This window comes from Pseudomonas sp. MMS21 TM103 (assembly GCF_022132145.1).
GTDB lineage: Bacteria > Pseudomonadota > Gammaproteobacteria > Pseudomonadales > Pseudomonadaceae > Aquipseudomonas.
Map to the genome: position 1 here is coordinate 157820 of NZ_JAJISP010000007.1, position 24099 is coordinate 181918.

Annotated in this window: 20 protein-coding genes; 14 read left to right on the forward strand and 6 right to left on the reverse strand. The window is 66.8% G+C overall.

Annotated features, from left to right (window positions below):
• The first annotated feature begins 13 nt into the window (after positions 1-13).
• Complete coding sequence (locus tag LJY18_RS19475) at positions 14-178, forward strand: hypothetical protein (protein ID WP_238043636.1); 165 nt, start codon at positions 14-16, stop codon at positions 176-178.
• A 555-nt stretch (positions 179-733) separates the two neighbouring features.
• On the opposite strand, the gene LJY18_RS19480 is transcribed toward LJY18_RS19475, so the two are convergent.
• On the reverse strand, positions 734-1633 hold the full coding sequence (locus LJY18_RS19480) for a LysR family transcriptional regulator (protein ID WP_238043782.1): 900 nt from the start codon (positions 1631-1633) through the stop codon (positions 734-736).
• Positions 1634-1731: 98 nt separating this feature from the next.
• On the opposite strand from LJY18_RS19480, the gene LJY18_RS19485 reads away from it, so the two are divergent.
• The 6 genes from LJY18_RS19485 (at position 1732) to LJY18_RS19510 (ending at position 8576) form a co-directional block, all read left to right on the forward strand.
• Positions 1732-2973 (forward strand): 3-hydroxyacyl-CoA dehydrogenase, encoded by a 1242-nt coding sequence (locus tag LJY18_RS19485; RefSeq protein ID WP_238043637.1) that lies wholly within the window; start codon positions 1732-1734, stop codon positions 2971-2973.
• Positions 2970-4760 (forward strand): acyl-CoA dehydrogenase C-terminal domain-containing protein, encoded by a 1791-nt coding sequence (locus tag LJY18_RS19490; RefSeq protein WP_238043639.1) that lies wholly within the window; start codon positions 2970-2972, stop codon positions 4758-4760. Before LJY18_RS19485 ends, LJY18_RS19490 begins: the two co-directional genes overlap by 4 nt.
• Before the next feature lie 120 nt (positions 4761-4880).
• Positions 4881-6044 (forward strand): iron-containing alcohol dehydrogenase, encoded by a 1164-nt coding sequence (locus LJY18_RS19495; RefSeq protein WP_238043641.1) that lies wholly within the window; start codon positions 4881-4883, stop codon positions 6042-6044.
• A gap of 29 nt (positions 6045-6073) precedes the next feature.
• Positions 6074-6508, forward strand: coding sequence for an acyl-CoA thioesterase (locus LJY18_RS19500; protein ID WP_238043642.1), 435 nt, complete (start codon positions 6074-6076; stop codon positions 6506-6508).
• A gap of 185 nt (positions 6509-6693) precedes the next feature.
• On the forward strand, positions 6694-7761 hold the full coding sequence (locus LJY18_RS19505) for a DUF2157 domain-containing protein (protein ID WP_238043644.1): 1068 nt from the start codon (positions 6694-6696) through the stop codon (positions 7759-7761).
• A complete protein-coding gene (locus LJY18_RS19510) occupies positions 7758-8576 on the forward strand; it encodes a DUF4824 family protein (RefSeq protein ID WP_238043646.1) in 819 nt (272 codons plus the stop codon). Before LJY18_RS19505 ends, LJY18_RS19510 begins: the two co-directional genes overlap by 4 nt.
• 124 nt (positions 8577-8700) lie before the next feature.
• Here the strand turns inward: LJY18_RS19510 and LJY18_RS19515 are convergent, their stop codons facing one another.
• Positions 8701-9990, reverse strand: a complete 1290-nt coding sequence (locus LJY18_RS19515; protein WP_238043648.1) for an MFS transporter — start codon at positions 9988-9990, stop codon at positions 8701-8703.
• Between the two features lie 188 nt (positions 9991-10178).
• Between LJY18_RS19515 and LJY18_RS19520 the strand changes: the two genes are divergently transcribed.
• A complete protein-coding gene (locus LJY18_RS19520) occupies positions 10179-13016 on the forward strand; it encodes an AMP-binding protein (protein ID WP_238043650.1) in 2838 nt (945 codons plus the stop codon).
• A 254-nt stretch (positions 13017-13270) separates the two neighbouring features.
• On the opposite strand, the gene LJY18_RS19525 is transcribed toward LJY18_RS19520, so the two are convergent.
• From LJY18_RS19525 to LJY18_RS19535, 3 genes are all read right to left on the reverse strand, one after another.
• Positions 13271-13729 carry a hypothetical protein gene (locus LJY18_RS19525; RefSeq protein ID WP_238043652.1) on the reverse strand — a complete coding sequence of 153 codons (459 nt, stop codon included), beginning with the start codon at positions 13727-13729 and terminating at the stop codon, positions 13271-13273.
• 322 nt (positions 13730-14051) lie between these two features.
• Complete coding sequence (locus tag LJY18_RS19530) at positions 14052-14537, reverse strand: hypothetical protein (protein ID WP_238043653.1); 486 nt, start codon at positions 14535-14537, stop codon at positions 14052-14054.
• 428 nt (positions 14538-14965) lie between these two features.
• Entirely contained in the window at positions 14966-15280 is a 315-nt protein-coding gene (locus tag LJY18_RS19535) for an ArsR/SmtB family transcription factor (RefSeq protein ID WP_238043655.1), read from the reverse strand.
• 89 nt (positions 15281-15369) lie between these two features.
• Here LJY18_RS19535 and soxC point away from each other — a divergent pair, with 89 nt between their 5' ends.
• Both soxC and LJY18_RS19545 read left to right on the forward strand, forming a co-directional pair.
• Positions 15370-16653 (forward strand): sulfite dehydrogenase, encoded by a 1284-nt coding sequence (soxC, locus tag LJY18_RS19540; RefSeq protein WP_238043656.1) that lies wholly within the window; start codon positions 15370-15372, stop codon positions 16651-16653.
• Positions 16646-17218, forward strand: coding sequence for a c-type cytochrome (locus LJY18_RS19545; RefSeq protein ID WP_238043657.1), 573 nt, complete (start codon positions 16646-16648; stop codon positions 17216-17218). The genes soxC and LJY18_RS19545 overlap by 8 nt, the downstream gene beginning before the upstream one ends.
• A 108-nt stretch (positions 17219-17326) precedes the next feature.
• Here LJY18_RS19545 and LJY18_RS19550 read toward each other — a convergent pair whose 3' ends face one another.
• Positions 17327-18418, reverse strand: coding sequence for a substrate-binding domain-containing protein (locus LJY18_RS19550; protein WP_238043658.1), 1092 nt, complete (start codon positions 18416-18418; stop codon positions 17327-17329).
• A 185-nt stretch (positions 18419-18603) separates the two neighbouring features.
• Between LJY18_RS19550 and LJY18_RS19555 the strand changes: the two genes are divergently transcribed.
• The 4 genes from LJY18_RS19555 to LJY18_RS19570 all read left to right on the forward strand — a co-directional run bounded on the left by LJY18_RS19555 (position 18604) and on the right by LJY18_RS19570 (position 23861).
• A complete protein-coding gene (locus LJY18_RS19555; RefSeq protein ID WP_238043659.1) occupies positions 18604-19098 on the forward strand; it encodes a formate dehydrogenase subunit gamma in 495 nt (164 codons plus the stop codon).
• Positions 19095-20675 carry a formate dehydrogenase beta subunit gene (locus tag LJY18_RS19560; RefSeq protein WP_238043660.1) on the forward strand — a complete coding sequence of 527 codons (1581 nt, stop codon included), beginning with the start codon at positions 19095-19097 and terminating at the stop codon, positions 20673-20675. Before LJY18_RS19555 ends, LJY18_RS19560 begins: the two co-directional genes overlap by 4 nt.
• 15 nt (positions 20676-20690) lie before the next feature.
• A complete protein-coding gene (fdhF, locus tag LJY18_RS19565) occupies positions 20691-23534 on the forward strand; it encodes a formate dehydrogenase subunit alpha (RefSeq protein ID WP_238043661.1) in 2844 nt (947 codons plus the stop codon).
• Positions 23535-23618: 84 nt separating this feature from the next.
• Entirely contained in the window at positions 23619-23861 is a 243-nt protein-coding gene (locus LJY18_RS19570; protein WP_238043663.1) for a formate dehydrogenase subunit delta, read from the forward strand.
• Positions 23862-24099: the final 238 nt, after the last annotated feature.

Consider the following 24099-nt stretch of genomic DNA (forward strand, 5'->3'; position numbering starts at 1 on the left):
GAAAGGACTCGCCATGAATACTCAGAAAGAGCAACGTCACCTCCCCGCGCTGCGTGCGCACATCGATCAAATGCTCAACAACGGTTGGCAAATCGTCAGTCGCAACCCCCTCAAATTGAGCAGTGGCCGCAGAACCTGCCTGGTTATGCACGGCATGTTGATCGGCGAAGTCGCCTAGTGTTTCCGGTCGTTAGCTGCGAATAGCGTGGGCGACGGCTCACCCTCGGCTTCCGCCGCAGGCGCTAGAGATAGGTGCAGACACCAGGACCCTCCCCACGCAGTCGTTGCAGCAGCCGTTCGCGGACGTACTCGCGCGGGCTCCACTCGCGCATGCAGTGCCCCGAGGAATGTCGGCGCAGGTGCTTCTCCTCGCTCAGGTCCGGGCTGGCTTGCACTCCCCTCGGGAGCGTCGAGGTAGGCAGCGCAGCTCTGTTGTCAGGTCAGCTCCTCCTCCTGCGCCGGCTCCCGGGTCCCGCAATCGCGAACGGCAGGGCCGAGATAGGGCAGCAGTCATCTCGCTTCCGCTGCGTGCGGTTCACTCAAGCAATGACCCTTCTGGCCTGCCCTGACTACTGGCGAGTGCTGAAAATGGGGGGGGTTAGCCCCCGGATGTCATTCGATGTCCGGGGTTTCTTCACGTTTACCCTCCCGGCGAATGCGCGCTTCTTGCACCGTTCGAGCAACCACGACCCCGCTCGTCAATGACGCTCGTCCAGCCCTCGCCGTGGCGCCATCAGCCTCGGCCAATGGCGACTATCTGTTCGATCAACCACTGCAACGCCGCGTCGCGTTGGCGCTGCGCCAGGCTGACGACTTCCAGGTGGAAGGGGCCGAGGGGGAAGGGCAGGTCAAACAGTTGCAGCGGCAAGAGCGCGGCGAAGTGGCGGGCCAGTTGCCCGGGCAGCACGGCCGCCAGTTCGCTGCTGGCGACAATATGCGCGGCCTGCAGGTAGTTCGGTGTGGTGTAGAGAATCTCGCGGCTCAGGCCCTGCTCGCCCAGCCACTGGTCGACCATGCCGCGGGTCTGGCCTCCGTGAACCCACAGGTGGCGCAGCTGGAGAAAGGTCTCCAGGTCCAGCGCCCCCGCGACCAGCGGGTGGTCGCGGCGCAGCGCCAGTTGCAGGGTTTCGCTCATCCAGTGACGACGGGCGAAGCGTGCGGGTGTCTCCTCGAAGCGGCCCAACACCAGGTCCAGTTCACCCTTGTCCAGGTCTTCGGCAGGCAGGCTCGGGCTGAGGTGGCGGATGTCGAGGCGAATCCCCGGCGCCTGCTGGCTGAGCCGCTCGACCAGGCGCGGCATGCAGATCAGCTCGACGTAATCGGTTACCGCGATATTGAACCGCAGCCGGCTGCTCGCCGGATCGAAGGCCACACCGGCCATCAGGCTCTGCTCGATCTGCTGCAGGGCGGCGCGGATCGGCGCTTCCAGGGCCAGCGCGCGCGGCGTCGGTTGCATGCTGCGGCCGACGCGTACCAGCAACGGGTCGTCGAGCAATTCGCGCAGACGGTTGAGGGCGTTGCTCACCGCCGGTTGGCTGAGCGATAGCCGCTCGGCGGCGCGCGAGACATTGTGCTCGCGCATCAGGGCCTCGAATACGCGCAGCAGGTTGAGATCGAAGGTGGAGATATTCATCAGCTGAATACGACTTATCACAAGACTAAATTTCAAAAATAGTAGCGCCTTGTTTATGGTGATTGTCGATTTTTTGTACTCCCGCCAGAGGAACCCCGATGAGCCACTCCGCTTTCACCGTTCAGCAAGCCGCCGTGATCGGCGCCGGCACCATGGGCCGCGGCATCGTCATGAGCCTGGCCAACGCCGGCATCCGAGTGCTGTGGCTGGACAACAACCCGCAGATGCTCGAACAGGCCCTGGGCGTGGTCGCCGAGACCAATGCGCACAACGTCCGCCTCGGCCGCATCAGCGAGCAGGAGTCCGCCGCGCGCCTGGCCTGCATCACCCCGGTGAACGACTACCCGGCGCTGGCCGAGGTCGACCTGGTGATCGAGGCGGTGTACGAGAACCTCGAGCTCAAGCAGCAGATCTTCCGCAGCCTGGACGCCGTCATGCAGCCGGCGGCGATCCTTGCCAGCAACACCTCGGCGCTGGACATCGACGCTATCGCTGCGGTCACCGCGCGGCCGGAAAGCGTGCTGGGCCTGCACTTCTTCAGCCCGGCGCACATCATGAAGCTGCTGGAGATCGTCCGCGGCGCCAGGACCGCGCCCGCGGTGCTGGACGCCGCGCTGGAGCTGGGCCGGCGCATCGGCAAGGTGGCGGTGGTGGCCGGCAACTGCCACGGCTTCATCGGCAACCGCATGCTCCACACCTACGTGCGCGAGGCGCGCATGCTGCTGCTCGAAGGCGCCTACCCGCATCAGGTGGATGCCGCGCTGCAGGGTTTCGGCTTCGCCATGGGCCCGTTCCGCATGTACGACGTGGTCGGCATCGACCTGGAGTGGCGTGCCCGCGAGCTGGCCGGCAAGGGCCAGGATGACCCGGCGGTGCAGGTCGACAACCGCCTGTGCGGCCTCGGCCGCTTCGGCCAGAAGGTGCGCCTGGGCTATTACCGCTACGCCGAGGGCAGCCGTCAGGCCGAGCATGACCCCGAGGTGGACGCCCTGGTGTTGCAGGTCTCCGAACAGCTGGGCTTCGACCGCCGTGCCATCGATCCTGCGGAAATCCTCGAGCGCTGCCTGCTGGCGCTGGTCAACGAAGGCGCGAAAATCCTCGAAGAGCATATCGCCAGCAACAGCCACGACATCGATCTGGTCTACCTCAACGGCTACGGCTTCCCGGCGGACAAGGGCGGGCCGATGGCCTGGGCGGACGCGCAGGGCCTGGCGGACATTTTGGCCCGGCTCAAGGTGTTGCAGGCGCAGTTCGGCGAGCATTGGCAGCCTGCCAGGCTGATCGAAACCCTGGCCGCCAGCGGTCAGCCGTTCGCCTCCGTGCAGGAGGGCCGGGTATGAATTACCAGGCGCCGCTGCGCGACATGCGCTTCGTCCTCCACGAGCTGTTCGATATCGGCGGCCACTGCGCGCTGCTCGGCAACGGCCTGGAGCGCGAGCTGATCGACGGCGTGCTGGAGGAGGGCGCGCGCTACGCCGCGGGCGTGGTGGCACCACTCAATCGCCACGGTGACGAGCAGGGTTGCCAGCTGGACGCCGGGCGGGTCAGCACCCCCGAGGGGTTCCGCGAGGCTTACCAGCAATACGTCGACAACGGCTGGGCGAGCATGACCGGGCCGAGCGAGTACGGCGGCCAGGGCTTGCCGCAGATGCTGGCGTGCAACTTCCACGAGATGCTGATGAGCGCCTCGCTGTCCTTTCGCGTGTACTCGGGGCTGACCGAAGGCGCGGTGCTGGCGCTGTTCAAGCACGGCAGCGAGGCGCTGAAACAGGCCTACCTGGGCAAGCTGGTCAGCGGCCAGTGGGCCGGAACCATGTGCCTCACCGAGCCGCAAGCCGGCACCGACCTGGCGCTGCTGCGTACCAAGGCCGAGGCGCAGGCGGACGGCAGTTACCGGGTCAGCGGCAGCAAGATCTTCATCAGCGGCGGCGAGCAGGATCTGTCGGAGAACATCGTCCACCTGGTCCTGGCGCGTCTGCCCGATGCGCCGGCCGGGGTGAAGGGCATCTCGCTGCTGCTGGTGCCGAAATTCATTGCTACCGAGGATGGCGGCCTGGGCGCGCGCAATGCCCTGAGCTGCGGCGCCCTCGAACACAAGATGGGCATCAAGGGCGCGGCCACCTGTGTGATGAACTTCGACGGCGCGACTGGCTGGCTGGTCGGCGCGGCCAACCAGGGCCTGGCCTGCATGTTCACCATGATGAACGACGCGCGCTTCCAGGTCGGCTTGCAGGGCCTGGGCGTCGCCGAGGCGGCGTTCCAGGGTGCCTTGGGCTATGCCCGCGAGCGTCTGCAGTCGCGGGCGCTGGGCGGGCCGGTCGCGCCGGGCAAGGCGGCCGACCCGATCATCAGTCATCCCGATGTGCGGCGCATGCTGCTGACCCAGAAGACCCTGGTCGAAGGCAGTCGCATGCTCGGCGTCTACTGCGCGCGCCAGCTCGACCTCGAACACGGCCACCCGGACCTGGCCGCGCGCCAGGCCGCCGGCAAGCGCGCGGCGCTGCTGATCCCGATCGTCAAGGCATTCTTCACCGACATGGGCCAGGAAGTCGCCAGCCTCGGCGTGCAGGTGTATGGCGGCCACGGTTATATCCGCGAGTGGGGGATGGAGCAGTTGATGCGCGACAGCCGCATCACCCAGCTGTACGAAGGCACCAATGGCATCCAGGCGCTGGACTACATTCGCCGTAAGGTGCTCGGCGATGGCGGCAGCGAACTGTCGCGGTTGCAGGCCGAGTTCAGCCAGTTGTGCGATGAGCAGATGAGCCGTCCGGCCCTGGCCGAACTGGCCCATGCACTGCAGGCGCGCATTGGCGAATGGCGCGAACTGAGCAGCGCGGTGATCACCGCCAGCCAGCGCGATGTGCAGGAGATCGGCGCCACTTCGGTGGACTTCCTTCAGTATTCGGCCTATGTGTTGTTGGCCGGTCTCTGGCTGCAGGCCGCGGCCCGGGCGCAGGATGTGCTGGACGAGGCGCTGGACGAACCGGCCTTCTACCAGGCCAAACTGCACAGCGCGGAATTTTACCTGAAGCGCGTGCTGCCCCGCGCCAGCGGCCACCGCGAAGCGCTGCTCGGTGGCGCGGACTGCCTGATGGCCATGCCGGAGGCGAGTTTCGCCTTTTGAACCGCCAAGCCACTTCAGTCGCCTAGCCGTGACAGGGCGCCGCCGCGCTGGGACAGCCCAGGGAAGGGCCGTTCACCCTGGGTGCGGGACTCGCATCGAGAATAACCAGAGGATCACCCCATGCAGCCATTCAGCTTCGCCACCACCGCGCAGATCATCTGCGAAAGCGGTTCCGCCCGTCGGCTGGCGGCCCTGTGCGTCGAGCGCGGTGCTCGCTCGGTGTTTATCGTCACCGACCCGGGGATTACCCAACTCGGCCTGCTCGCCGAGGTGTTGCCCGGTTTTCTCCTGGAAGGGCTGACCGCCCAGGTGTTCGATCAGGTGGTGGCCGATCCGCCGGAGGCCATCGTGCAGAGCGCGGTGGCGCAGGCCAGGGCGCTCAAGGCCGAGCTGATCATCGGCTTCGGCGGCGGCAGCTCGATGGACGTGGCCAAGCTGGTCGCGCTGCTCGCCCACCCCGACTGCAGCCAGGAGCTGGCCGATATCTACGGCGTCGGCAATGCCAGGGGCCGGCGCCTGCCGTTGATCCAGGTGCCGACCACCGCCGGCACCGGCTCGGAAGTGACCCCGGTGGCGATCGTCACCACCGGGGTCACGACCAAGCTGGGCGTGGTCTCGCCGCTGCTGCTGCCAGACCTGGCCCTGCTCGACGCCGACCTGACCCTTGGCCTGCCGCCAGCGGTGACCGCCGCCACCGGCATCGACGCCATGGTGCATGCCATTGAGGCCTACACCAGCGTGCAGAAGAAGAACCCGCTGTCCGACCTGCTGGCGCGCGAGGCGTTGCGTCTGCTCGCGGCCAACCTCGACCAGGCGGTGCACAACGGCAGCAATCGCGAGGCGCGTCAGGCCATGCTGCTCGGCGCCTGTCTGGCCGGCCAGGCGTTTGCCAATGCACCGGTGGCGGCGGTGCATGCGCTGGCCTATCCACTCGGAGGCCACTTCCATATCCCCCACGGCCTGAGCAATGCGCTGGTGCTGCCGCACGTACTCGGTTTCAACGCCGCGGTGGCCGCGCCGCTGTATGCCGAGCTGGCGCCGCTGGTGCTGGGCGCGAAGTTGCGTCCCGGCAGTGCCATGGACCAGACAGAACAGTTCATTCTCGAACTGGCCGATTGCAGCGAACGTAGCGGCTTGCCCACGCGTCTGCGCGACGCCGGGGTGCCGCAGGAGATGCTCGCGCAACTGGCGGCCGACGCCATGCTGCAACAACGCCTGCTGGTCAATAACCCGCGCGAGATGACCGCCGCGCACGCCCTGGCGATCTACCAGTCGGCCTATTGAGGCGTATCACCGCCATCCAAGGACAGCCCATGACCCCGCCCCAGCATCTGCGCCGCGACTACCCGCACCTCCAGCCGATCAGCACCCGCTGGCACGACAACGACATCTACGGCCATGTGAATAACGTCACCTACTACAGCTACTTCGACAGTGCGGTGAACGCCTACCTGATCGAGGTCGGCGGCCTGGATATCCACCACGGCGAGGTGGTCGGTTTCGTCGTCAGTTCCAGCTGCGACTACTTCGCCTCCATCGCCTTCCCCGAGCGCATCGAGATCGGCATGCGGGTCGCCAAGCTGGGCAACAGCTCGGTGCAGTACGAGCTGGCAGTGTTCAAGCAGGGCGAGGAGCAGGCCTGCGCCGCTGGGCGCTTCGTGCATGTCTTCGTCGAGCGGCAGAACAATCGGCCGCTGCCGATTCCCGAACGCCTGCGCGCGGCGCTGGCGGCCTTGCGGGTGGAATAGGCTGTTCGCGGGCATGGGACTGGGCGTCGCCCCCGCCCCTCAGGCTTTGCAGTGCTCTGGTGGGCAGCGCGTCGTGCCCATGCAGACACGCGCAGGGTGTGCCGTATGCGCCAGTCAGCTGGATGAATGGTGAAAGTGCCGCCGGCACACTAGGCTTTCGGCAATCGTCTGGTGAAAGAGTGCCCATGCCCAATCCAACCCGTGAGCAGGCGCAGCAGCGCGCCGAGCGGATTCACGCCTTCGAGCAGGAACTGGCGCAGTTGCAGAGCGAGCGGGTGGTCAGCCTGACGCCGCAACAGCAGGTGGCGATCAGTCTCTATCACCGGCGCCTGCTCGGTCATTTCGCCACGACTCTGGACATCGACGCCGACCAGCGCTCGCGGCAGTTGTCGCTGGGCATGCGCATCGCTTCGCTGTTCGGCTCCCTGGCGCTGGCGACGGGAGTGTTCTTCCTGTTCTATCAGTTCTGGGGGCTGTTCAACGAGGCGGCGCAGGTGACGATCCTGCTCGGCAGCGCGCTTGGCAGCCTGCTGCTGACCTTCTGGATCCAGGCGCGCGACCGCTCCGGTTACTACGCCCAGCTGGCGGCGCTGCTGTGTTTCGTTTGCTTCGTGCTCAACCTGAGCATGCTCGGGCAGATATTCAACATCACCCCATCGGACCAGGCTCTGCTGCCCTGGGGCGCGCTGGCCTTGCTGCTCGCCTACCAGTGCCGGCAGCGCCTGCTGCTGGCGGTTGGCATCCTCTGCCTGGGGCTGTTGGTCGCCATTCGCTGCAACGCCTGGGGCGGCTTCTACTGGCTGTCGGTGGGCCAGCGGCCGGAGAATTTCCTGCCGGTGGCGCTGCTGCTGATGGCCATTCCGCAGCTGTTCGAGCAGTCGCACTACAGCGGTTTCGCCGGCCTGTATCGCGGCATGGCGCTGCTGTTCCTGTTCGTCCCGGTACTGCTGTTGTCCTACTGGGGGGCCGGCAGCTACCTGCCGTGGTCGAGCGCGGCGGTCGAGACGGTCTACCAGGTGCTCAGCTTCCCCCTTGCCGGGCTGGTCATCTGGCAAGGCATACGCCGCGGCTGGGCGGAGCTGGTCAATCTCGGCCTGCTGTTCGCGCTGATCTTCCTCTACGCCAAGCTGTTCGACTGGTGGTGGCAGCTGCTGCCCAAGTACCTGTTCTTCCTGTTGCTGGGGCTGCTCTCGCTGTTACTCCTGGCGCTGCTGCAACACTGGCGCAGAAGCGCCCAGGGTGGCGGGCAATGAACGCCCCGAGCACGCGCCAGCGCCTGTGGCTGGGTCTCGGCCTGATTCTGCTGAGCAACGCCCTGGCCCTGGCCGGGGTCTACTACAACCGCAGCGGCGAGACCGAGAGCAGCCTGACCCTGAGCGAGCGCGAACTGCAGTGGCCCCATGGCGACTGGTTCCACCGCGAGGACAACAGCGGGCTGCGTTTGCAGCTGCTGTGGCGCCGTGCCGACGAGTCCGGCTCGCTCGACTGGCTGAGTACAGACAAGCTGCAGGCCCTGGGTTTCCAACGGCCCGACTTCAGCCGGGGCGACTGGCAACAGCGCCTCAACCGGCAGTTGCCACGGCCGGTGGTGCTGGTGCTGGAACTCGCCGGCCCGGCGTACCAGCAGCAGGTGCAGAATGCGCGCCAGGCGCTGGCCGAGGCCGAGGAGCGGGTGCGCAGCCGGCCGGATGATCAGGAACTGCAACGCCAGCGCGACAGCCGCCGCGAGCAGCTGATCCAGGAAGAGCAGCGCGACAGCCGTCTGTTCCTGATCGATGCCGGACTCGACGCCCAAACGCTGCGCCAGGCCTACCCGGATCGCCAGCGCTACCTGTTGCTCGGCGGGCGCCTGAAGCCCCATGCGGGCAGTGGAACAGCGCAACCGGGCGGATTATCCGCAGCCATCTATCCCGATCAATTGCGGGTCACGGTGCCGCATGCCCTGCGTGAGGTGTTCAGCGACTGGCAGCAGGGCGGCGCCTATCGGACGGAGCTGCCGCAGGTGCGGGTCCAGCTGGCATTCGGTCGCCGGCATGAGCCGTGGATACTCGACGCCAGTCGCCGCTAGGCGCGGTGGTGACCAATTAGATAGCGAGGGGGACGCCTGGGGTCCAGCATCGCTCCGCTTTCCCGTCGCGCGCCTTGCCGCGAACGCCCGCGACGGCGCTCGATAGTGTCACCGCCTCTGCGCCCTATCGATCGGCCAGCGCCGCGCGGCGGCCGCGTTCGAGGTCGATGGTGGCGAGAATCAGCAGGCCAAGGACGAAGTAGCTGCCGGTGATCAGGATCGCCAGGCGGTGGTCGCCATCGGTCAGCCAACTGGTCAGGCCGTAGGTCATCGGGCCGAGAATCGACGACAGCTTGACCGCCTGGCCCCACAGACCATAGAACTCCGCGCGCCGCGATGGCGGCGCCAGCAGGCCGACGATGGCGCGCCCGGCCGACTGGCTGGCACCCATGCACAGCCCGGCGATGTTCGCCGCCAGCCAGAACAGCGGCGGGCCCTCGGCGGCCCAGGTCAGACCGATCATCAGCAGCCAGCCGAACAGGGTCAGGGTCAGGGTGGCGAGATGGCCGAGGCGATCCTGCACATAGCCGAACAGCACGGCGCCGATCGAGGCGGTGACATTCACCAGCAGGATCAGTTTGAGGGTGTCCTGGGTGGTGAAGCCCATGGCCTGGGTGGCATAGATGGCCGCCAGGGTCACCACCGCGGCGATCCCGGCCTGGTAGCACAGGGTGCAGGCGAGAAAGCGCAGCAGGTCGCGATAGCGCCCGGCTTCGCGGGCCGTCTGGGCGAAGCGGGCGAATGCCAGCCGCACGCCGTGGCGGGCGCCGGCTTGCAGCTGCGCCTGGCTGCGATCGCGCAGGAACAGGAAGGTCGGCAGGCTGGACACGGCGAACAGGCTCGCGGTGAGCAGCATGCACACCGGCACGAACTGCGCCGCCGTGTGGCCCTGGGCCTGCGCCCAGCTGACATAGGCCAGGCTGGCGCCGAGGCTGAGCAAGCCGCCGATATAACCGAAGCCCCAGCCCCAGCCGGAGACTTGGCCGATGGCATCCTCGCGGGCGATTTCCGGCAGGAACGCGGCAATCAGGTTTTCGCCAGTTCCGAAGCAGAAGTTCGACAACACGACGAACACGATGGCCGTAACCAGCGCGCCCGGCCCGGCGAATGCCAGGCCGGCGGTGAACAGCACGCAGCCGAGGGTGCTGAGCAGTAGCAGGCGCTTCTTGCAGGCATAGGCATCGGCGTAGGCGCCGAGCACTGGCGCGCTGACGATGATCAGGGCATAGGACAGGGCGATGGCACTGGTCCAGGCCAGGGTGCCCCAGGTGGCGCCGCCGGCCACCACCGCGACGAAGTAGGCGTTGAACACCGCGGTGATCACCACCGTGGTGTAGCCGGAGTTGGCGAAGTCGTACATTGCCCAGGCCCAGGCTTCGCGGCGCGTGACTCCGGGGGCAAGGCTGGGGGGCATGGCAATCACTCTGTTGGGGCGGGCAATTAAGGGTCAAGCAAGCCTAGCAGGCTGCCCGACGAGAGACGACCGCGCTATAACCGCCGACCTGCTATGGGCTAGAGGTTATTATCGCCCGCGCCGGCAAAGGCTTATTGTTTTTGGGCGAGGGTGGTCGTCGAGACTGCCCATCCGGTAAGGGGTCGCTGATGAGTCGTTTGCCTCACGCAACACGCGCCCATCCCGATTCAGCGGCTGCGGCGCAACGACTGTTACGCATCGTTAGACAGACGCTTGTCGAGCTGCGTCCCGATACGGCGCCTGATTTGTCCGTCAGCCTGCACAGCGTACTCGACAGCGATCTGGGGCTGGACAGCCTGGCCCGGGTCGAACTGTGGTCACGTGTCGAACGCGAGTTCGGCGTGCGTCTCCCGGAGGCACTGTTCGCCTCGGCGGAGACGCCGGGCGATGTGCTCGAAGCGCTGCTGGCGTGCGCCCCGACAGTCGCGGCTGGGCCGCCTGGCAACGTCGAGCGCTTGCCCGTCGGCCCGCAGGAGCGGCTTACACCGGACGCCGCGCAGACCCTGATCGAAGTGCTCGACTGGCATGTGCAGCATCATCCGCAGCGCATCCATGTACGCCTGTTGGGCGAAAACGATACCCCCGAAGACATCAGCTACCTGGCCTTGCAGCAGGGGGCCAGGGCGGTGGCCAGCGGGTTGCAGCGACGCGGTTTGCAAGCCGGGCAGCGGGTGGCACTGATGCTGCCAACCGGCCGGGATTTCCTCTACGGCTTCTTCGGCATCCTCCTCGCTGGCGGGGTGCCGGTGCCGATCTATCCGCCCATGCGCATGTCGCAGATCGAGGAGCACTTGCGCCGCCAGGCCGGCATTCTGGCCAACGCCGAGGCGACCATGCTGCTCACCGTCAGCGAAGCCAAGCTGCTCGCCCGCCTGCTCAAGCCGCAAATCCCGAGCCTGCGCGAGATCGCCACTGTGGCCGAGTTGTGCGGCGCAGCCGGCACCTTCCTGGCGACGCCGCGCCAGTCCCAGGATCTGGCATTCCTGCAGTACACCTCGGGCAGTACCGGGCAGCCCAAGGGGGTGATGGTCAGTCATGCCAACCTGCTGGCCAACATGCGGGCGATGGGCACTGTGCTGCGCGTCAGCGCCGACGATGTGTTCGTCAGCTGGTTGCCGATGTACCACGACATGGGTCTGATCGGCGCCTGGCTCGGCAGCCTGTATTACGGTTTCGTCCTGGTGCTGATGTCGCCGCTGGCCTTTCTCGCCCGGCCGCTGCGCTGGCTGGAGACCATCCACCGCTACCGGGCCACGTTGTCGGCGGCACCGAATTTCGCCTACGAGCTGTGCCTGAGCAAGCTCACCGACACTGAGATCCAGGGCCTCGACTTGAGCAGTTGGCGCCTGGCTTGCAACGGCGCCGAACCGGTCAGCCCGGACACCCTGCAACGCTTCGCCGAGCGCTTCGGCCGCTGTGGGCTGCAGCCGGGGGCGCTGGCCCCGGTCTACGGTCTGGCCGAGGCGACCCTGGGCGTGGCCTTCCCGCCTGTGGGCCGCGCGCCGCTGATCGACTGGGTTAGACGCGAGCCGTTCCAGGCCCAGGGCAAGGCTGTGCGCGCCGAGCCGGGGAGTCTCGATGCGCTGCGTTTCGTCAGCTGCGGTCGGCCGTTGCCTGGGCATCAGGTACGCATCGTCGATGACCACGACATCGAGCTGCCCGAGCGTACCGAGGGCCATCTGCAGTTCAAGGGGCCATCGACCAGCAGTGGTTATTTCCACAACGCAGAGGAGAGCCAGCGGGTACGCCATGGCGAATGGCTCGACTCGCTCGATCTGGCCTATGTGGCCGCCGGCGAGGTTTATATCAGTGGGCGGGCCAAGGACCTGATTATTCGCGGCGGGCGCAACATCTATCCCTACGATGTGGAGACCGCAGTTGGCAGCCTGCCGGGCCTGCGCAAAGGCTGCGTCGCGGTGTTCGGCAGTGGCGACCCGGCCAGCGTCAGTGAGCGCCTGGTGGTGCTGGCGGAAACCAACGAAAAGGATCCCCGCGTGCGGCAACGCCTGCAACAGCAGATCCGGCGGGTCGCCGTCGACCTGACCGGGGTGCCGCCGGACGATATCGTTCTGGCGCCGCCGCACAGTGTGCTGAAAACCTCCAGCGGCAAGATCCGTCGCGCCGCCAGTCGTGAGTTGTACGAGCGCGGCGAGGTAGGCCGGCCGGGGCGTCCGGTGTGGCGGCAACTGCTGCGCCTGCTGCAGTCGGCGGTGTGGGCGCAACTCGGCCGCGGCTGGCGCAGCGTGCGGGCCGTCTGCTATGCCGGGTATTTCTGGGCCTTGCTCGGGCTGCTCGGCAGCCTGACCTGGACGGCGGTGGCTCTGCTGCCACGGCTGAGCTGGCGCCGCCGTTTGACCGGGGCCTCGGCGCGTCTGTTCTTGCGCCTGGCGGGCATCCCCTTGCACATCGAACGCCTGGACAGGCTGCGCCATTCGGAGGTGCGAGTGCTGGTCGCCAATCATGCCAGTTATCTTGACGGTTTGCTGCTCTGTGCGGCGTTGCCGCCCGAGTTCAGCTTCGTCGCCAAACGCGAGCTGGCTGGGCAACGCATCGCCGGACCCTTCCTGCGCCGGCTTGGCACCTGCTTCGTCGAGCGCTTCGACCTGCAGCGCAGTACCGCTGATGCCGAACGCCTGGCGGCGGCTTTGCGGTCCGGACAATCGCTGCTGCTGTTTCCCGAAGGCACGCTGAGCCGCGAACCGGGGTTGCTGCCCTTTCGCATGGGCGCCTTCGTCCTCGCCGCGCGCGCCGACGTGCCGCTGGTGCCGGTGGCCATCGTGGGTTCGCGCATGGTGCTGCGTGACGGTCAATGGTTTCCCCATCGTGGCGAAATCCACCTGCACATCTGCGCCCAACTGCTGGCGCAGGGGCCCGACTGGCTGGATGCGATCAAGCTGCGCGACAGCGCGCGGGCCGAGTTGCTGCCGCGCCTGGATGAGCCTGATCGATTGCGGCTGTCGGGCTGAGGGGGGCTGGCGAGCCGGGCAAGCGCTGGTGGGTTGCTCAAGCGCATGCTGGCAGCTGAACACTGCAATCAGCGACCTTGGCCCAATGCAATGGACTTCCCACCGATGGCGTCCCTATTGGTGCGGCATGGGTAGCGGAGGGGGCGCCTGGTTTGTATCGGCGAATGCCACTTGGATGGAGCCTGAAAAAAAGCCGCTCACCTGGTTAAGTGAGCGGCTGGTGTCGAGGGCTATGGTGCTGGGCGCACCATGACTCAATGGTGGCGATGTTTCTTGTGCTTGTGCTTGTGCTTATGGCCATGGCGGTGGCCACCGCCGTCATAACGGCTGTCATAGCGGTTGTCATAGCGGTTGTCGTTGCTCAGTTCGTTGCCGAGTGCGCCGCCGGCTGCGCCACCCAGGCCGGCGCCCAGGATCGATCCGCTGCTGCCGCCGACTTGGCCGCCGAGCACCGAGCCGCCCGCCGCGCCGAGGCCACCGCCGAGGGCGGCGCCGGTCTTGTTGCCGTCGCGGGCGGTAATCGCGCCGCCAGCGGCGCCGCCGACCCCGGCACCAATCGCCGCGCCGCTGCTGCCGCCGACCTGTTGGCCGATGACGTTGCCCAGGACACCGCCCACGCCACTGCCGAGGGCGACTTTGCCTGAGTCGCCAGCCAGGGCATAAGGCGTGGCGATAAGGCTGCTGAGCGCGAACGCTACGAGAATTTTGCGCATTGTTTGAGTCCTGCTGAAAAAGGGGGCGAGCGTACTGCAGTCACGATTAGTGGCTTTTCGCTACATCGCACAGATGTAGAGGCGCCTGGCGGGTTTTGGTTCAATGGCGCTCAAACGCCCGTGCGCTATCCGCAGCAAAAGCGCGCTGTGGCCTAGGCTGTCACCCGCCGCAGGCCGTGCACCGATGGTTCACCGGCGCGGCGCACGTCCTGGCAGGTTGTCGCTGCGCTGTGAACGGACCGCCCACAGAGTCAGGGGCAATCCGCGCCTCAGCCCGGCGCGTGCCATCTGCGTGGGCTTCAGCGCTTGCCGGTTCGACCCACTAGTCGCGCCAGCCGTGGTCGTGGTGCCTACGCTTGTGGCGCTTGCCGTGGTGATGACGATGGCCGTGACGGTGGTCGTCACGGTAATAAACGCGGTCGCCACGGTAGTCGCGGTCGTCGTAACGGTTGGCATCGCCATAGCTGTTGCCGATGGCGCCGCCGGCCCCACCGCCGAGCGCCGCGCCGATCAGGCCGCCGGTGGTGCCGCCCATTTGCTGGCCGATGACGTTGCCACCGGCTGCACCCAGGCCGCCACCGATGGCGGCTTCGGTCTTGTTGCCGTTGCGTGCGGCGACCGAGCCGCCCGCGGCACCGCCGACGCCGGCGCCGATGACCGCACCGGTGCTGCCGCCGATCTGCTGGCCGACCACCGAGCCCAATACCCCGCCCAGCGCGCCGCCTACCCCGGCCCGCATGTTATCGCCTGCCATTGCCTGTCCTGCGACGAGGCCGAGGCTCAGTAGCAGCATCGAAATGTAGTTCATGGAGACGCTCTCCTGGTGATTAAGTCGGTGGCGATGCTGGGGTTGGCGACCAGGCCTGGCAAGCTTCTGCCGACGAGCGGTGTGCTTATGTTGAGTTGTGTAAGTGGCTGTTTTAAATGGAGAACTTTTTCTTTTTTCGGCGGTCTGCGGCTATTGGTCGAGCCCAGTCCGGGCGTTTCCAGGCCTTTCGAGGCCTCTGCTCGCGGCCCGGCAGGGAGGTGGAAAGTGCCATATTTTGGTCTTTGAGCGGCGGGACGCCGGACCACAGCAAGCCGGCTCCGGCAGCCGGGTGAGTGGCAAAGAAGGCTTCCCCTGGCGGGCAGGTTCCAGTCATTTCGCTAGAAGTTCGCCCGCGGTCATTGCCTAAGCGCTGATGCGCCGCAAAGCGAGACGCTCAGGAGGGTGGGACGGGCCGCCAGCGGGGGTGGTCAGGCGGGTCCGCCGCCCTGACAACACTCGGCCATTACGAAGCTCAGCGCCTGCTGCAGGCGGGCGAAGTCGACCCGGTTGAATACTTCACGGCCATCGCGCTGCTGGGTCAGCACGCCGGCCTGCACCATGGTGTTGAGGTGATGGGCCAGGGTCGAGCGGGGAATGCCGATGCGTTCCTGCAACTGGCCGAAGTTGAGCCCATCCGGGCCGCTGCGGACCAGCGTGCGGAAGACCTGCAGGCGCAGCGGATTGCCCAGCGCCTCAAGGCAAGATGCGACTTCATTGAGTTCCATGGCGCGGAGAATAGACAAGCGGCCAGCGGCATGCAACCATATGACTAGATTACTAGTTATATGGTCATTCAGTGAAGGCGACGGCGCCTGCCGTCCGGGAGCCTGCCGTGAACAAGTCAGCTTTACGCTTCGTCGCCGGTAACGGCCTGCTCGATCGCCGCGCCTTTCTCAAGAGCGGTTACGGTCTGACGCTTGCCACAGCCATCGGCCTGTCGCCGGCCGGGCGCGTGCTGGCGCAAGCCGAACCACCCATGCCGGCCTGGATGACCAGCCTGGGCGGCGCCGATGTCGACTACGGCAGTCCCTCTGGGCATGAGCGCCAGGTGTTGCGCCAGCTGCAGCCGAGCACCGCGCAGACCGCCGGGTTCAGCATCTGGCATTCGCCGTTGCAGCATCAGCGTGGCAGCATCACCCCCAGTGGCTTGCACTTCGCGGTGCACCACAACGGCATCCCGGCCATTGACCCCGAGCGTCATCAATTGCTGATTCATGGTCTGGTCGAGCGGCCGCTGAAGTTCGACCTGGAGAGACTGCTGCGCTATCCCATGGTGTCGCGCATCCAGTTTCTCGAATGCGCGGGCAACACCGCGGCCAACGCCATCTCGCCGACGGCTCGCGATGCCGATTGTCAGGAGCTGTTCGGCCAGGTATCGGGTTCGGAATGGACCGGCGTGCCGCTGTCCTATCTGTTGCGCGAGGCGGGGGTCAAGGCCGCGGCGCGCTGGGTGATCTGCGAGGGCGCCGATGGCGGCTCGCACAGCCGCAGCCTGCCGCTGGCCAAGTTGATGGATGACGCCATCATCGCCTTCTACCAGAACGGCGAGCGTCTGCGGCCCTCCCAGGGTTATCCGCTGCGCCTGTTCGTGCCGGGCTGGGAAGGCAACGTCAGCGTCAAGTGGCTGCACCGCCTGGAAGTCAGCGACAGCCCGGTGTTCAGCAAGGACGAGTCGGGCCTCTACACGCGCATTCTCAGCGACGGCGAGATTCTCGCGTTCGGCTTCCCCATGGATGTCAAGTCGGTGATCACCCACCCCAGCGGGCAGCAGCAGTTGCCCGAGCTCAAGGGCTTCTACGAGGTCTCCGGGCTGGCCTGGTCCGGCATGGGGCGCATCGCCAAGGTCGAGGTGTCCGCTGACAACGGCCGCACCTGGGCGCTGGCGCAGTTGCAGGCGCCGGTGCTGGACAAGGCGCTGACTCGCTTCAGCATCCCCTGGCAGTGGACGGGCGCGGCCACCACCCTGCTCAGTCGCGCCACCGACGAGCTGGGCAACACCCAACCGACCCGGAGCGACTGGCGCCGCCGCTATGCGGCCCACTCCTTCAACCACTACAACGCCATCCAGGCCTGGCGCGTGAGCAGCAGTGGCGAGGTAGAGAATGTCTATGCGTAGCCTCTGGCTGCTGCTGGCGCTGACCACCAGTGCGGTGGCGCAGCCGCTGATCGGGTTCGGCCTGCCGCTGTCGACGCAGACCATCCAGCGCTATGCCATCAGCGTGTATCCCGATGGCCGCAACCTGCCCCCTGGCCAGGGCAGCGTGCGCGCCGGTGGCGAGCTCTATGCCGACCGCTGCGCCAGCTGCCACAGCGCCAACGGCAAGCAAGGCCCGGCGGCGCGACTGGTCGGTCGCGACGGCTTTTTCAGCTTCGACGACCCGCTGCGTATCATGCGGATCGGCGAGCATCCGCTGTTGTTGTTTTCGGTAGGCGGTCAATGGCCGTACGCCACCAGTATCTTCGACTACACGCGCCGGGCCATGCCGCACTACGCACCGAAGAGCCTGAGCGATGATCAGGTGTATGCCATCACGGCCTATATCCTGCACATGAACGGCCTGCTGGACGCGTCCGCCGTGCTCGATCAGGACAGCCTGCCCAAGGTCGAGATGCCCGGTCGCAAGCGCCTGCGCTGGGCGCAAGGCGCACCGGAGTCCGCCGCGCCAGCGCCTATGCCGTGAGCGCTAGGGACAAACGCTCGTCTACTGCGTTCGATTTTTCACTACCTCTGAGAAAACAGCCGGTTCTGCCGGCGCAAGACGGCAACAGCGGCGGAATCTGGCGGGGTCCTACTCCAGCAGGCTCTCGCGACTCCACTGTTCCAGTGCCTGGGCCAGAGGCAGCACCTCGCCGGGGCGGCTCAGGGCGTAGCCGGGTAGCTGGGCGATGCGCGCCTGGAACTCGGGGTTCTGCAGCACCCCGAGCAGGGCGCCCATGGCCGGCAGGGCCAGGCTGTCCTGGTGGCAAAGCAGGCAGTAGTGCTCGCGCGCCATGGGAATGAAGGACAGGCCGAACAGGCGCGCCGCCGCCTCGACGCCGAAACCGGCATCGGCCATGCCGCTGGCGACGTAGGCGGCGACCGCCGCGTGGGTGTATTCCTCGTTATGGAAACCGTCGATGTCGGTGCTGTCGATCTGCGCCTGTTGCAACAGGCTTTCCAGCAGCATGCGTGTGCCCGAGCCCTGTTCGCGGTTGACGAAGCGTCGGCCGCTGCGCTGCAGGTCGGCCAGGCCGCTGATGCCCAGCGGGTTGCCGGGGGCGAGGATCAGGCCCTGGGTGCGCACGACGAAGGTGATCACCCGATGCTCGGCCCTAAGCCAGGGCTGGATGCGTGCCATGCTCAGGCTGCCCAGCGGCCCGGCCGGTACATGCAGGCCGGCCAGGTCGCAGTCGCGGCGTTGCAGCGAGAGCATCGCCTCGACCCCGCTGCGAAACTGCAACTCCCACTGCCAGCGGCCATCCTGTTCCAGCCACTCGCGTAGCGCCGCCACGGCGAAGCCATGGCTGGCGTGGATGCGCAGGCCGGGGCGGGTTTCCTGCAGCGCGCGATTGAGTTCGACCTCCAGTTCGCCGGCGAGGTTGTCCAGTTGCGGGCTCAGGCGCGCGCGGATCCGTTGGTCGGCGCGCAGCAGCTTTTCCCCGAGGCTGGTGAGGTGCGCGCCCTTGCCGCGCTCCAGGGCAATCAGCGGGCTGCCGAAGAAGGCCTCCCACTTGCCCAGCAGGTTCCACGCGTGCCGGTAGGAGTAGCCGCTGCGGGCCGCGGCCTCGGTTAGCTTGCCGGTATCGTGGACGTTTTGCAGCAGGCTCAGGCCCTGCGGGTCGAGGCTGCTGCCGTCGGTCTGGTGAAAGCGCCAGCGCGGTTGGATCTCGATACGGATCATATGTCCTCTGCTTCATATTTGATGCTGCGTTACGCCATGTTAGCTTGCTTTACGCGGTTTTTATCATCCGTAAATAAGAACTCAATTTCATATGTTGTGCGATCAAGAGGTCGCCCAGTCGTTCGCCGGATAGTTTCGGCGATTGCTGGCGACCACCACCACGCACAGCGGCCGGAGCCTCGAACATGGCCAAGCTTGCCCAGCATGCAGATTTTCCCCAGTACCAGGCCGTCACCCGCGCGGTGCTGGCGGCGCACCGGGACGAACCCGGCGCCCTGCTGCCGATTCTTCACGACATCCAGGAGCGTCTCGGCGCGGTGCCGCCCGAGGTGCTGCCGATGATCGCCGAAGACCTCTGCCTGTCGCGCGCGGAGGTGCACGGGGTGGTCAGCTTCTACCACGATTTCCGCGCCAGTCCGGCCGGTCGCCTGCACCTCAAGGTGTGCCAGGCCGAGGCCTGCCAGTCGATGGGCGCCAAGGCGCTGACCAATGAGCTGCAGGAAAAACTCGGTTTGCAACTGGGCGAGACTCGTGAAGACGGCAGCCTGACCCTGGAGGCGGTGTATTGCTTGGGCAACTGCGCCTGTGCGCCGAACGCCATGCTCAACGGTGAGCTGCACGGCCGGGTCGATGCCGAGGACCTGCTGGACCTATTGGAAGAACAGGAGGCGCGCGCATGAGCCAGTTGAACCAAGCCATCACCGTCTACGTGCCGCGTGACGCCAGCGCCCTGAGCCTGGGCGCCGACGCGGTGGCACGGGCCATCGTTGCCGAAGCCCAGGCGCGCAATCTCGAGGTACGCCTGGTGCGCAACGGTTCGCGCGGGCTGTTCTGGCTGGAACCGCTGGTCGAGGTTGCCACCCCGGCCGGGCGCGTGGCCTATGGCCCGGTCAAGGCCCGCGATGTCGCCGGGCTGTTCGATGCCGGCTTTCTCGCTGGTGGCGAGCACCCGAAGGCACTCGGCCTGACCGAAGAAATCGACTACCTCAAGCGCCAGGAGCGCCTGACCTTCGCCCGCGCCGGGATCACCGATCCGCTGTCGCTGGCCGACTATATCGCCCATGACGGCTACCGCGGCCTCACGCGCGCGCTGGAAATCGGCGCCGAGGCGATCATCGCCGAGGTGCTCGACTCCGGCCTGCGCGGACGTGGCGGCGCGGCCTTTCCCACCGGGATCAAGTGGCGCACCGTGGCCGGCTGCGCGGCTGCACAGAAGTACATCGTCTGCAACGCCGACGAGGGCGACTCGGGCACCTTCTCCGACCGCATGGTGATGGAGGACGACCCCTTCGTGCTGATCGAGGGCATGACCATCGCCGCCCTGGCCGTCGGCGCCACCGAGGGCTACATCTACCTGCGCTCGGAATACCCGCACGCCGAGGCGGCGCTCACCGCGGCCATCGCCACGGCCTATGCCGAGGGCTACCTGGGCGACGACATTCTCGGCAGCGGCCAGCGCTTCCACCTGCATCTGCGCCGTGGCGCCGGTGCCTATGTCTGCGGTGAGGAAACCTCGCTGCTGGAGAGCCTCGAGGGCAAGCGCGGCGAAGTGCGACCCAAGCCGCCGCTGCCGGCGATCGAGGGCCTGTTCGGCATGCCCACGGTGATCAACAACGTGATCTCGCTGGCCTCGGTGCCGATCATCCTGGACAAGGGCGGTGCCTACTACAAGGACTACGGCATGGGCCGTTCGCTCGGCACCTTGCCGATCCAGCTGACCGGCAACATCGCCCGCGGCGGCCTGATCGAGAAGGCCTTCGGCATCACCCTGCGCGAACTGCTCTACGACTACGGCGGCGGCTCGGCCACCGGGCGGCCGATCCGCGCGGTGCAGGTTGGCGGTCCGCTGGGCGCCTACCTGCCGGAATCGCAGTTTGACACGCCGCTGGACTACGAGGCCTTCGCCGCCCTCGGCGCGGTGCTCGGCCACGGCGGCATCGTGGTGTTCGACGACAGCGTCGACCTGGCCGAGATGGCCCGCTACGCCATGGAATTCTGCGCCATCGAATCCTGCGGCAAGTGCACGCCCTGCCGGATCGGCTCGACCCGTGGCGAAGAGCTGCTTGAGCAGATCATCGTCGCCCGCTCGGAAGGTCCGCAGCCGGGGCGCATCGAACTGCTCAAGAGCCTGTGCGACACCATGCTCGGCGGCTCGCTCTGCGCCCTCGGCGGCATGACCCCCTATCCGGTGCTGAGCGCCCTCAATCACTTTCCCGAAGACTTCGGGGTGTCTCCAGACACCGCCGCAGCCCGCTGAACCGGAGACACTGACATGGCCCTGTTTCGTGAACTCGACTATGGCACTCCCGCCCGCACCGGCGCCCCGGTAACGGTGGAAATCGACGGCCAGGCGATCACCGTGCCGGCCGGCACCTCGCTGATGCGCGCGGCCCAGGAAGCCGGCATCGCCGTGCCCAAACTGTGCGCCAGCGACAGCCTGGAGCCCTTCGGCTCGTGCCGCCTGTGCGTGGTGGAGATCGAAGGCCGGCGCGGCTTCCCGGCGTCCTGCACCACCCCGGTGGAAGCCGGTATGAAGGTGCACACGCAGAGCCCGAAACTGGCCGACCTGCGTCGCGGCACCATGGAGCTGTACATCTCCGATCACCCGCTGGACTGCCTGACCTGCTCGGCCAACGGCAACTGCGAGCTGCAGGACATGGCCGGCGTGGTCGGCCTGCGCGAGGTGCGCTACGACCCGGTGAAGACCCACCTGGCCGAGACCAAGGACGAATCCAACCCCTATTTCAGCTTCGACCCGGCCAAGTGCATCGTCTGCAACCGCTGCGTGCGCGCCTGTGAAGAAGTGCAGGGCACCTTCGCCCTGACCATCACTGGCCGTGGCTTCGATTCGCAGGTCAGTGCCGGGCAGAACGAGGACTTCCTCGACTCCGAGTGCGTGTCCTGCGGCGCCTGCGTGCAGGCCTGCCCGACCGCCACGCTGATGGAAAAGTCGGTGATCGAGATGGGCCAGGCGGAACGTAGCGTGACCACCACCTGCGCCTATTGCGGGGTCGGCTGCTCGTTCAAGGCCGAGATCAAAGGCAATGAAGTGGTGCGCATGGTGCCGAACAAGGACGGCCACGCCAACCACGGTCACTCCTGCGTCAAGGGCCGCTTCGCCTGGGGCTACGCCACCCACCCGGATCGCATCGCCGCGCCGATGATCCGCGAGAGCATCGATCAGCCGTGGCGCACCGTCGACTGGGACGAGGCGATCAGTTACACCGCCAAGCGTTTCAAGGACATTCAGGCGCAGTACGGCCGCGACTCGGTCGGCGGCCTGACCTCCTCGCGCTGCACCAACGAAGAAGCCTACCTGGTGCAGAAACTGGTGCGCGCCGCCTTCGGCAACAACAACGTCGACACCTGTGCGCGGGTCTGCCATTCGCCGACCGGTTACGGCCTCAAGGTCACCCTCGGCGAATCCGCCGGGACCCAGGACTTCGACTCGGTGCTGGCCGCCGACGTGGTGCTGGTGATCGGTGCCAACCCCACCGACGGTCACCCGGTGTTCGGCTCGCAGCTCAAGCGGCGTCTGCGCGAGGGCGCCAAGCTGATCGTCGCCGACCCGCGCGGCATCGACCTGGTGCGCGGCCCGCACGTCAAGGCCGACTACCACCTGCAACTGCGTCCCGGCAGCAACGTCGCCCTGCTCAACAGCCTGGCCCACGTCATCGTCAGCGAAGGCTTGGTCAATGAGGCCTTCGTCGCCGAGCGCTGCGAGACCGAGGCCTTCGAGCAATGGCGCGCCTTCGTCGCCGACCCGCGGCACAGCCCCGAGGCCATGGCGGAACTGACCGGAGTGCCGGCCGCCGAAGTGCGCGCCGCCGCGCGGCTGTACGCCACCGGCGGTAACGCGGCGATCTACTACGGCCTGGGCGTGACCGAACACAGCCAGGGCTCCTCGACCGTGATGGCGATCGCCAACCTGGCCATGGCCACCGGCAACATCGGCCGCGCCGGCGTCGGGGTCAACCCGCTGCGCGGACAGAACAACGTGCAGGGCTCCTGCGACATGGGTTCCTTCCCCCATGAGCTGCCCGGCTACCGCCACGTCTCCGATCCGCTGGCGCGGGCGCAGTTCGAACAATCCTGGGGCGTCAGCCTGCTCGACGAGCCGGGCCTGCGCATTCCCAACATGCTCGCCGCGGCGCATGCCGGCACCTTCAAGGGCATCTACATCCAGGGCGAAGACCCGGCGCAATCCGACCCGGATACCCAGCACGTCACCGACGCGCTGCGGGCCATGGAGTGCGTGGTGGTGCAGGACCTGTTCCTCAACGAAACCGCCAAGTTCGCCCACGTGTTCCTGCCCGGCGCCTCCTTCCTCGAGAAGAACGGCACCTTCACCAACGCCGAGCGGCGCATCTCGCCGGTGCGCAAGGTGATGCCGGCGCTGGCCGGCAAGGAAGACTGGGAAGTGACCATGGCGCTGTCCAACGCCCTCGGCTACCCGATGAACTACAGCCATCCGTCGCAGATCATGGACGAGATCGCCAGCCTGACGCCGACCTTCACCGGCGTCAGCTATGCCAAGCTCGACCATATGGGCAGCATCCAGTGGCCGTGCAACGACGCCGCGCCGCAAGGCACGCCGATCATGCACGAGGACGCCTTCGTGCGCGGCAAGGGCCGCTTCATGGTCACCGAGTACATCGCCACCGAGGAGCGCACCTCGCGCAAGCGTCCGCTGATCCTGACCACCGGGCGGATCCTCTCGCAGTACAACGTCGGCGCGCAGACCCGGCGCACCGAGAACAGTGCCTGGCATGCCGAGGATGTCCTCGAGTTGCACCCGGTGGATGCCGAGGACCGCGGGATCAACGACGGCGACTGGGTGGCGATCAACAGCCGCGCCGGCGAGACGGTGATGCGCGCGGTGGTGACCGAGCGGATGCAGCCGGGGGTGGTCTACACCACCTTCCACCATCCGGAATCCGGTGCCAACGTGATCACCACCGACAACTCGGACTGGGCGACCAACTGCCCCGAGTACAAGGTCACCGCCGTGCAGATCAGCAAGGTCGAAGCGCCTTCGCAGTGGCAGGACGAGTTCCAGGCCTTTACCAAGGAGCAACTCGACCTGCTGCCACGGATCAAGGTTACCCAGCTCTAAGCGCCGCTGGCGGCGGGCGATCCGGGTGATCGTCCGCCGCCCTTGTTTTTCAGCTCTTCGACCGCCAGAGGTTCGCAGATGGGCATGAACGCCACACAATTGATCAAGATGGCCAACCAGATCGGCGCCTTCTTCGCCTCCCAGCCCGACCCCGAGCAGGCGCGCGCGGACTTCGCCCTGCACTTGAAGAAACAATGGGACCCGCAGATGCGCACCGCGCTCTATGCCCACCTCGACGCCACCGCCGGCGAAGGCCTCAGCGCCTTCGCCCTGGAGGCGATGCAGGGCCTGCGCGAGCAGATAGAGCCGCTGGCCAAGCGCGCCTGATTGCTGACCTAGGCCAGGCGCAACGCCGAACAACAAGCCCGCATCCTGCGGGCTTGTTGTTTTATCTCGAGCAGGCGCCGCAGGATTCAAGGCAAGTGCGGCGAGTCGGCCCGTAAGGTTTTTCGCAAGCAGCGGGGTTTAGCTAACTGGAACGCGCCCGTTGGCCATGGCGAGCTGGTCGTGCAAGTAGATGCAGCGCTTTGCCGATTCGCCCTAGACAGCGTCCGTTTGAATGGCA

Coding starts and splice junctions, on each gene's coding strand:
- LJY18_RS19515 (WP_238043648.1), bottom strand. CDS start 9,990: ATGCCCCCCAGCCTTGCCCCCGGAGTCACGCGCCGCGAAGCCTGGGCC.
- LJY18_RS19525 (WP_238043652.1), bottom strand. CDS start 13,729: ATGCGCAAAATTCTCGTAGCGTTCGCGCTCAGCAGCCTTATCGCCACG.
- LJY18_RS19530 (WP_238043653.1), bottom strand. CDS start 14,537: ATGAACTACATTTCGATGCTGCTACTGAGCCTCGGCCTCGTCGCAGGA.
- LJY18_RS19555 (WP_238043659.1), top strand. CDS start 18,604: ATGGCCAAGCTTGCCCAGCATGCAGATTTTCCCCAGTACCAGGCCGTC.
- LJY18_RS19475 (WP_238043636.1), top strand. CDS start 14: ATGAATACTCAGAAAGAGCAACGTCACCTCCCCGCGCTGCGTGCGCAC.
- LJY18_RS19570 (WP_238043663.1), top strand. CDS start 23,619: ATGAACGCCACACAATTGATCAAGATGGCCAACCAGATCGGCGCCTTC.
- LJY18_RS19485 (WP_238043637.1), top strand. CDS start 1,732: ATGAGCCACTCCGCTTTCACCGTTCAGCAAGCCGCCGTGATCGGCGCC.
- LJY18_RS19510 (WP_238043646.1), top strand. CDS start 7,758: ATGAACGCCCCGAGCACGCGCCAGCGCCTGTGGCTGGGTCTCGGCCTG.
- LJY18_RS19480 (WP_238043782.1), bottom strand. CDS start 1,633: ATGAATATCTCCACCTTCGATCTCAACCTGCTGCGCGTATTCGAGGCC.
- fdhF (WP_238043661.1), top strand. CDS start 20,691: ATGGCCCTGTTTCGTGAACTCGACTATGGCACTCCCGCCCGCACCGGC.
- LJY18_RS19490 (WP_238043639.1), top strand. CDS start 2,970: ATGAATTACCAGGCGCCGCTGCGCGACATGCGCTTCGTCCTCCACGAG.
- LJY18_RS19560 (WP_238043660.1), top strand. CDS start 19,095: ATGAGCCAGTTGAACCAAGCCATCACCGTCTACGTGCCGCGTGACGCC.
- LJY18_RS19550 (WP_238043658.1), bottom strand. CDS start 18,418: ATGATCCGTATCGAGATCCAACCGCGCTGGCGCTTTCACCAGACCGAC.
- LJY18_RS19520 (WP_238043650.1), top strand. CDS start 10,179: ATGAGTCGTTTGCCTCACGCAACACGCGCCCATCCCGATTCAGCGGCT.
- LJY18_RS19495 (WP_238043641.1), top strand. CDS start 4,881: ATGCAGCCATTCAGCTTCGCCACCACCGCGCAGATCATCTGCGAAAGC.
- LJY18_RS19500 (WP_238043642.1), top strand. CDS start 6,074: ATGACCCCGCCCCAGCATCTGCGCCGCGACTACCCGCACCTCCAGCCG.
- LJY18_RS19545 (WP_238043657.1), top strand. CDS start 16,646: ATGCGTAGCCTCTGGCTGCTGCTGGCGCTGACCACCAGTGCGGTGGCG.
- LJY18_RS19505 (WP_238043644.1), top strand. CDS start 6,694: ATGCCCAATCCAACCCGTGAGCAGGCGCAGCAGCGCGCCGAGCGGATT.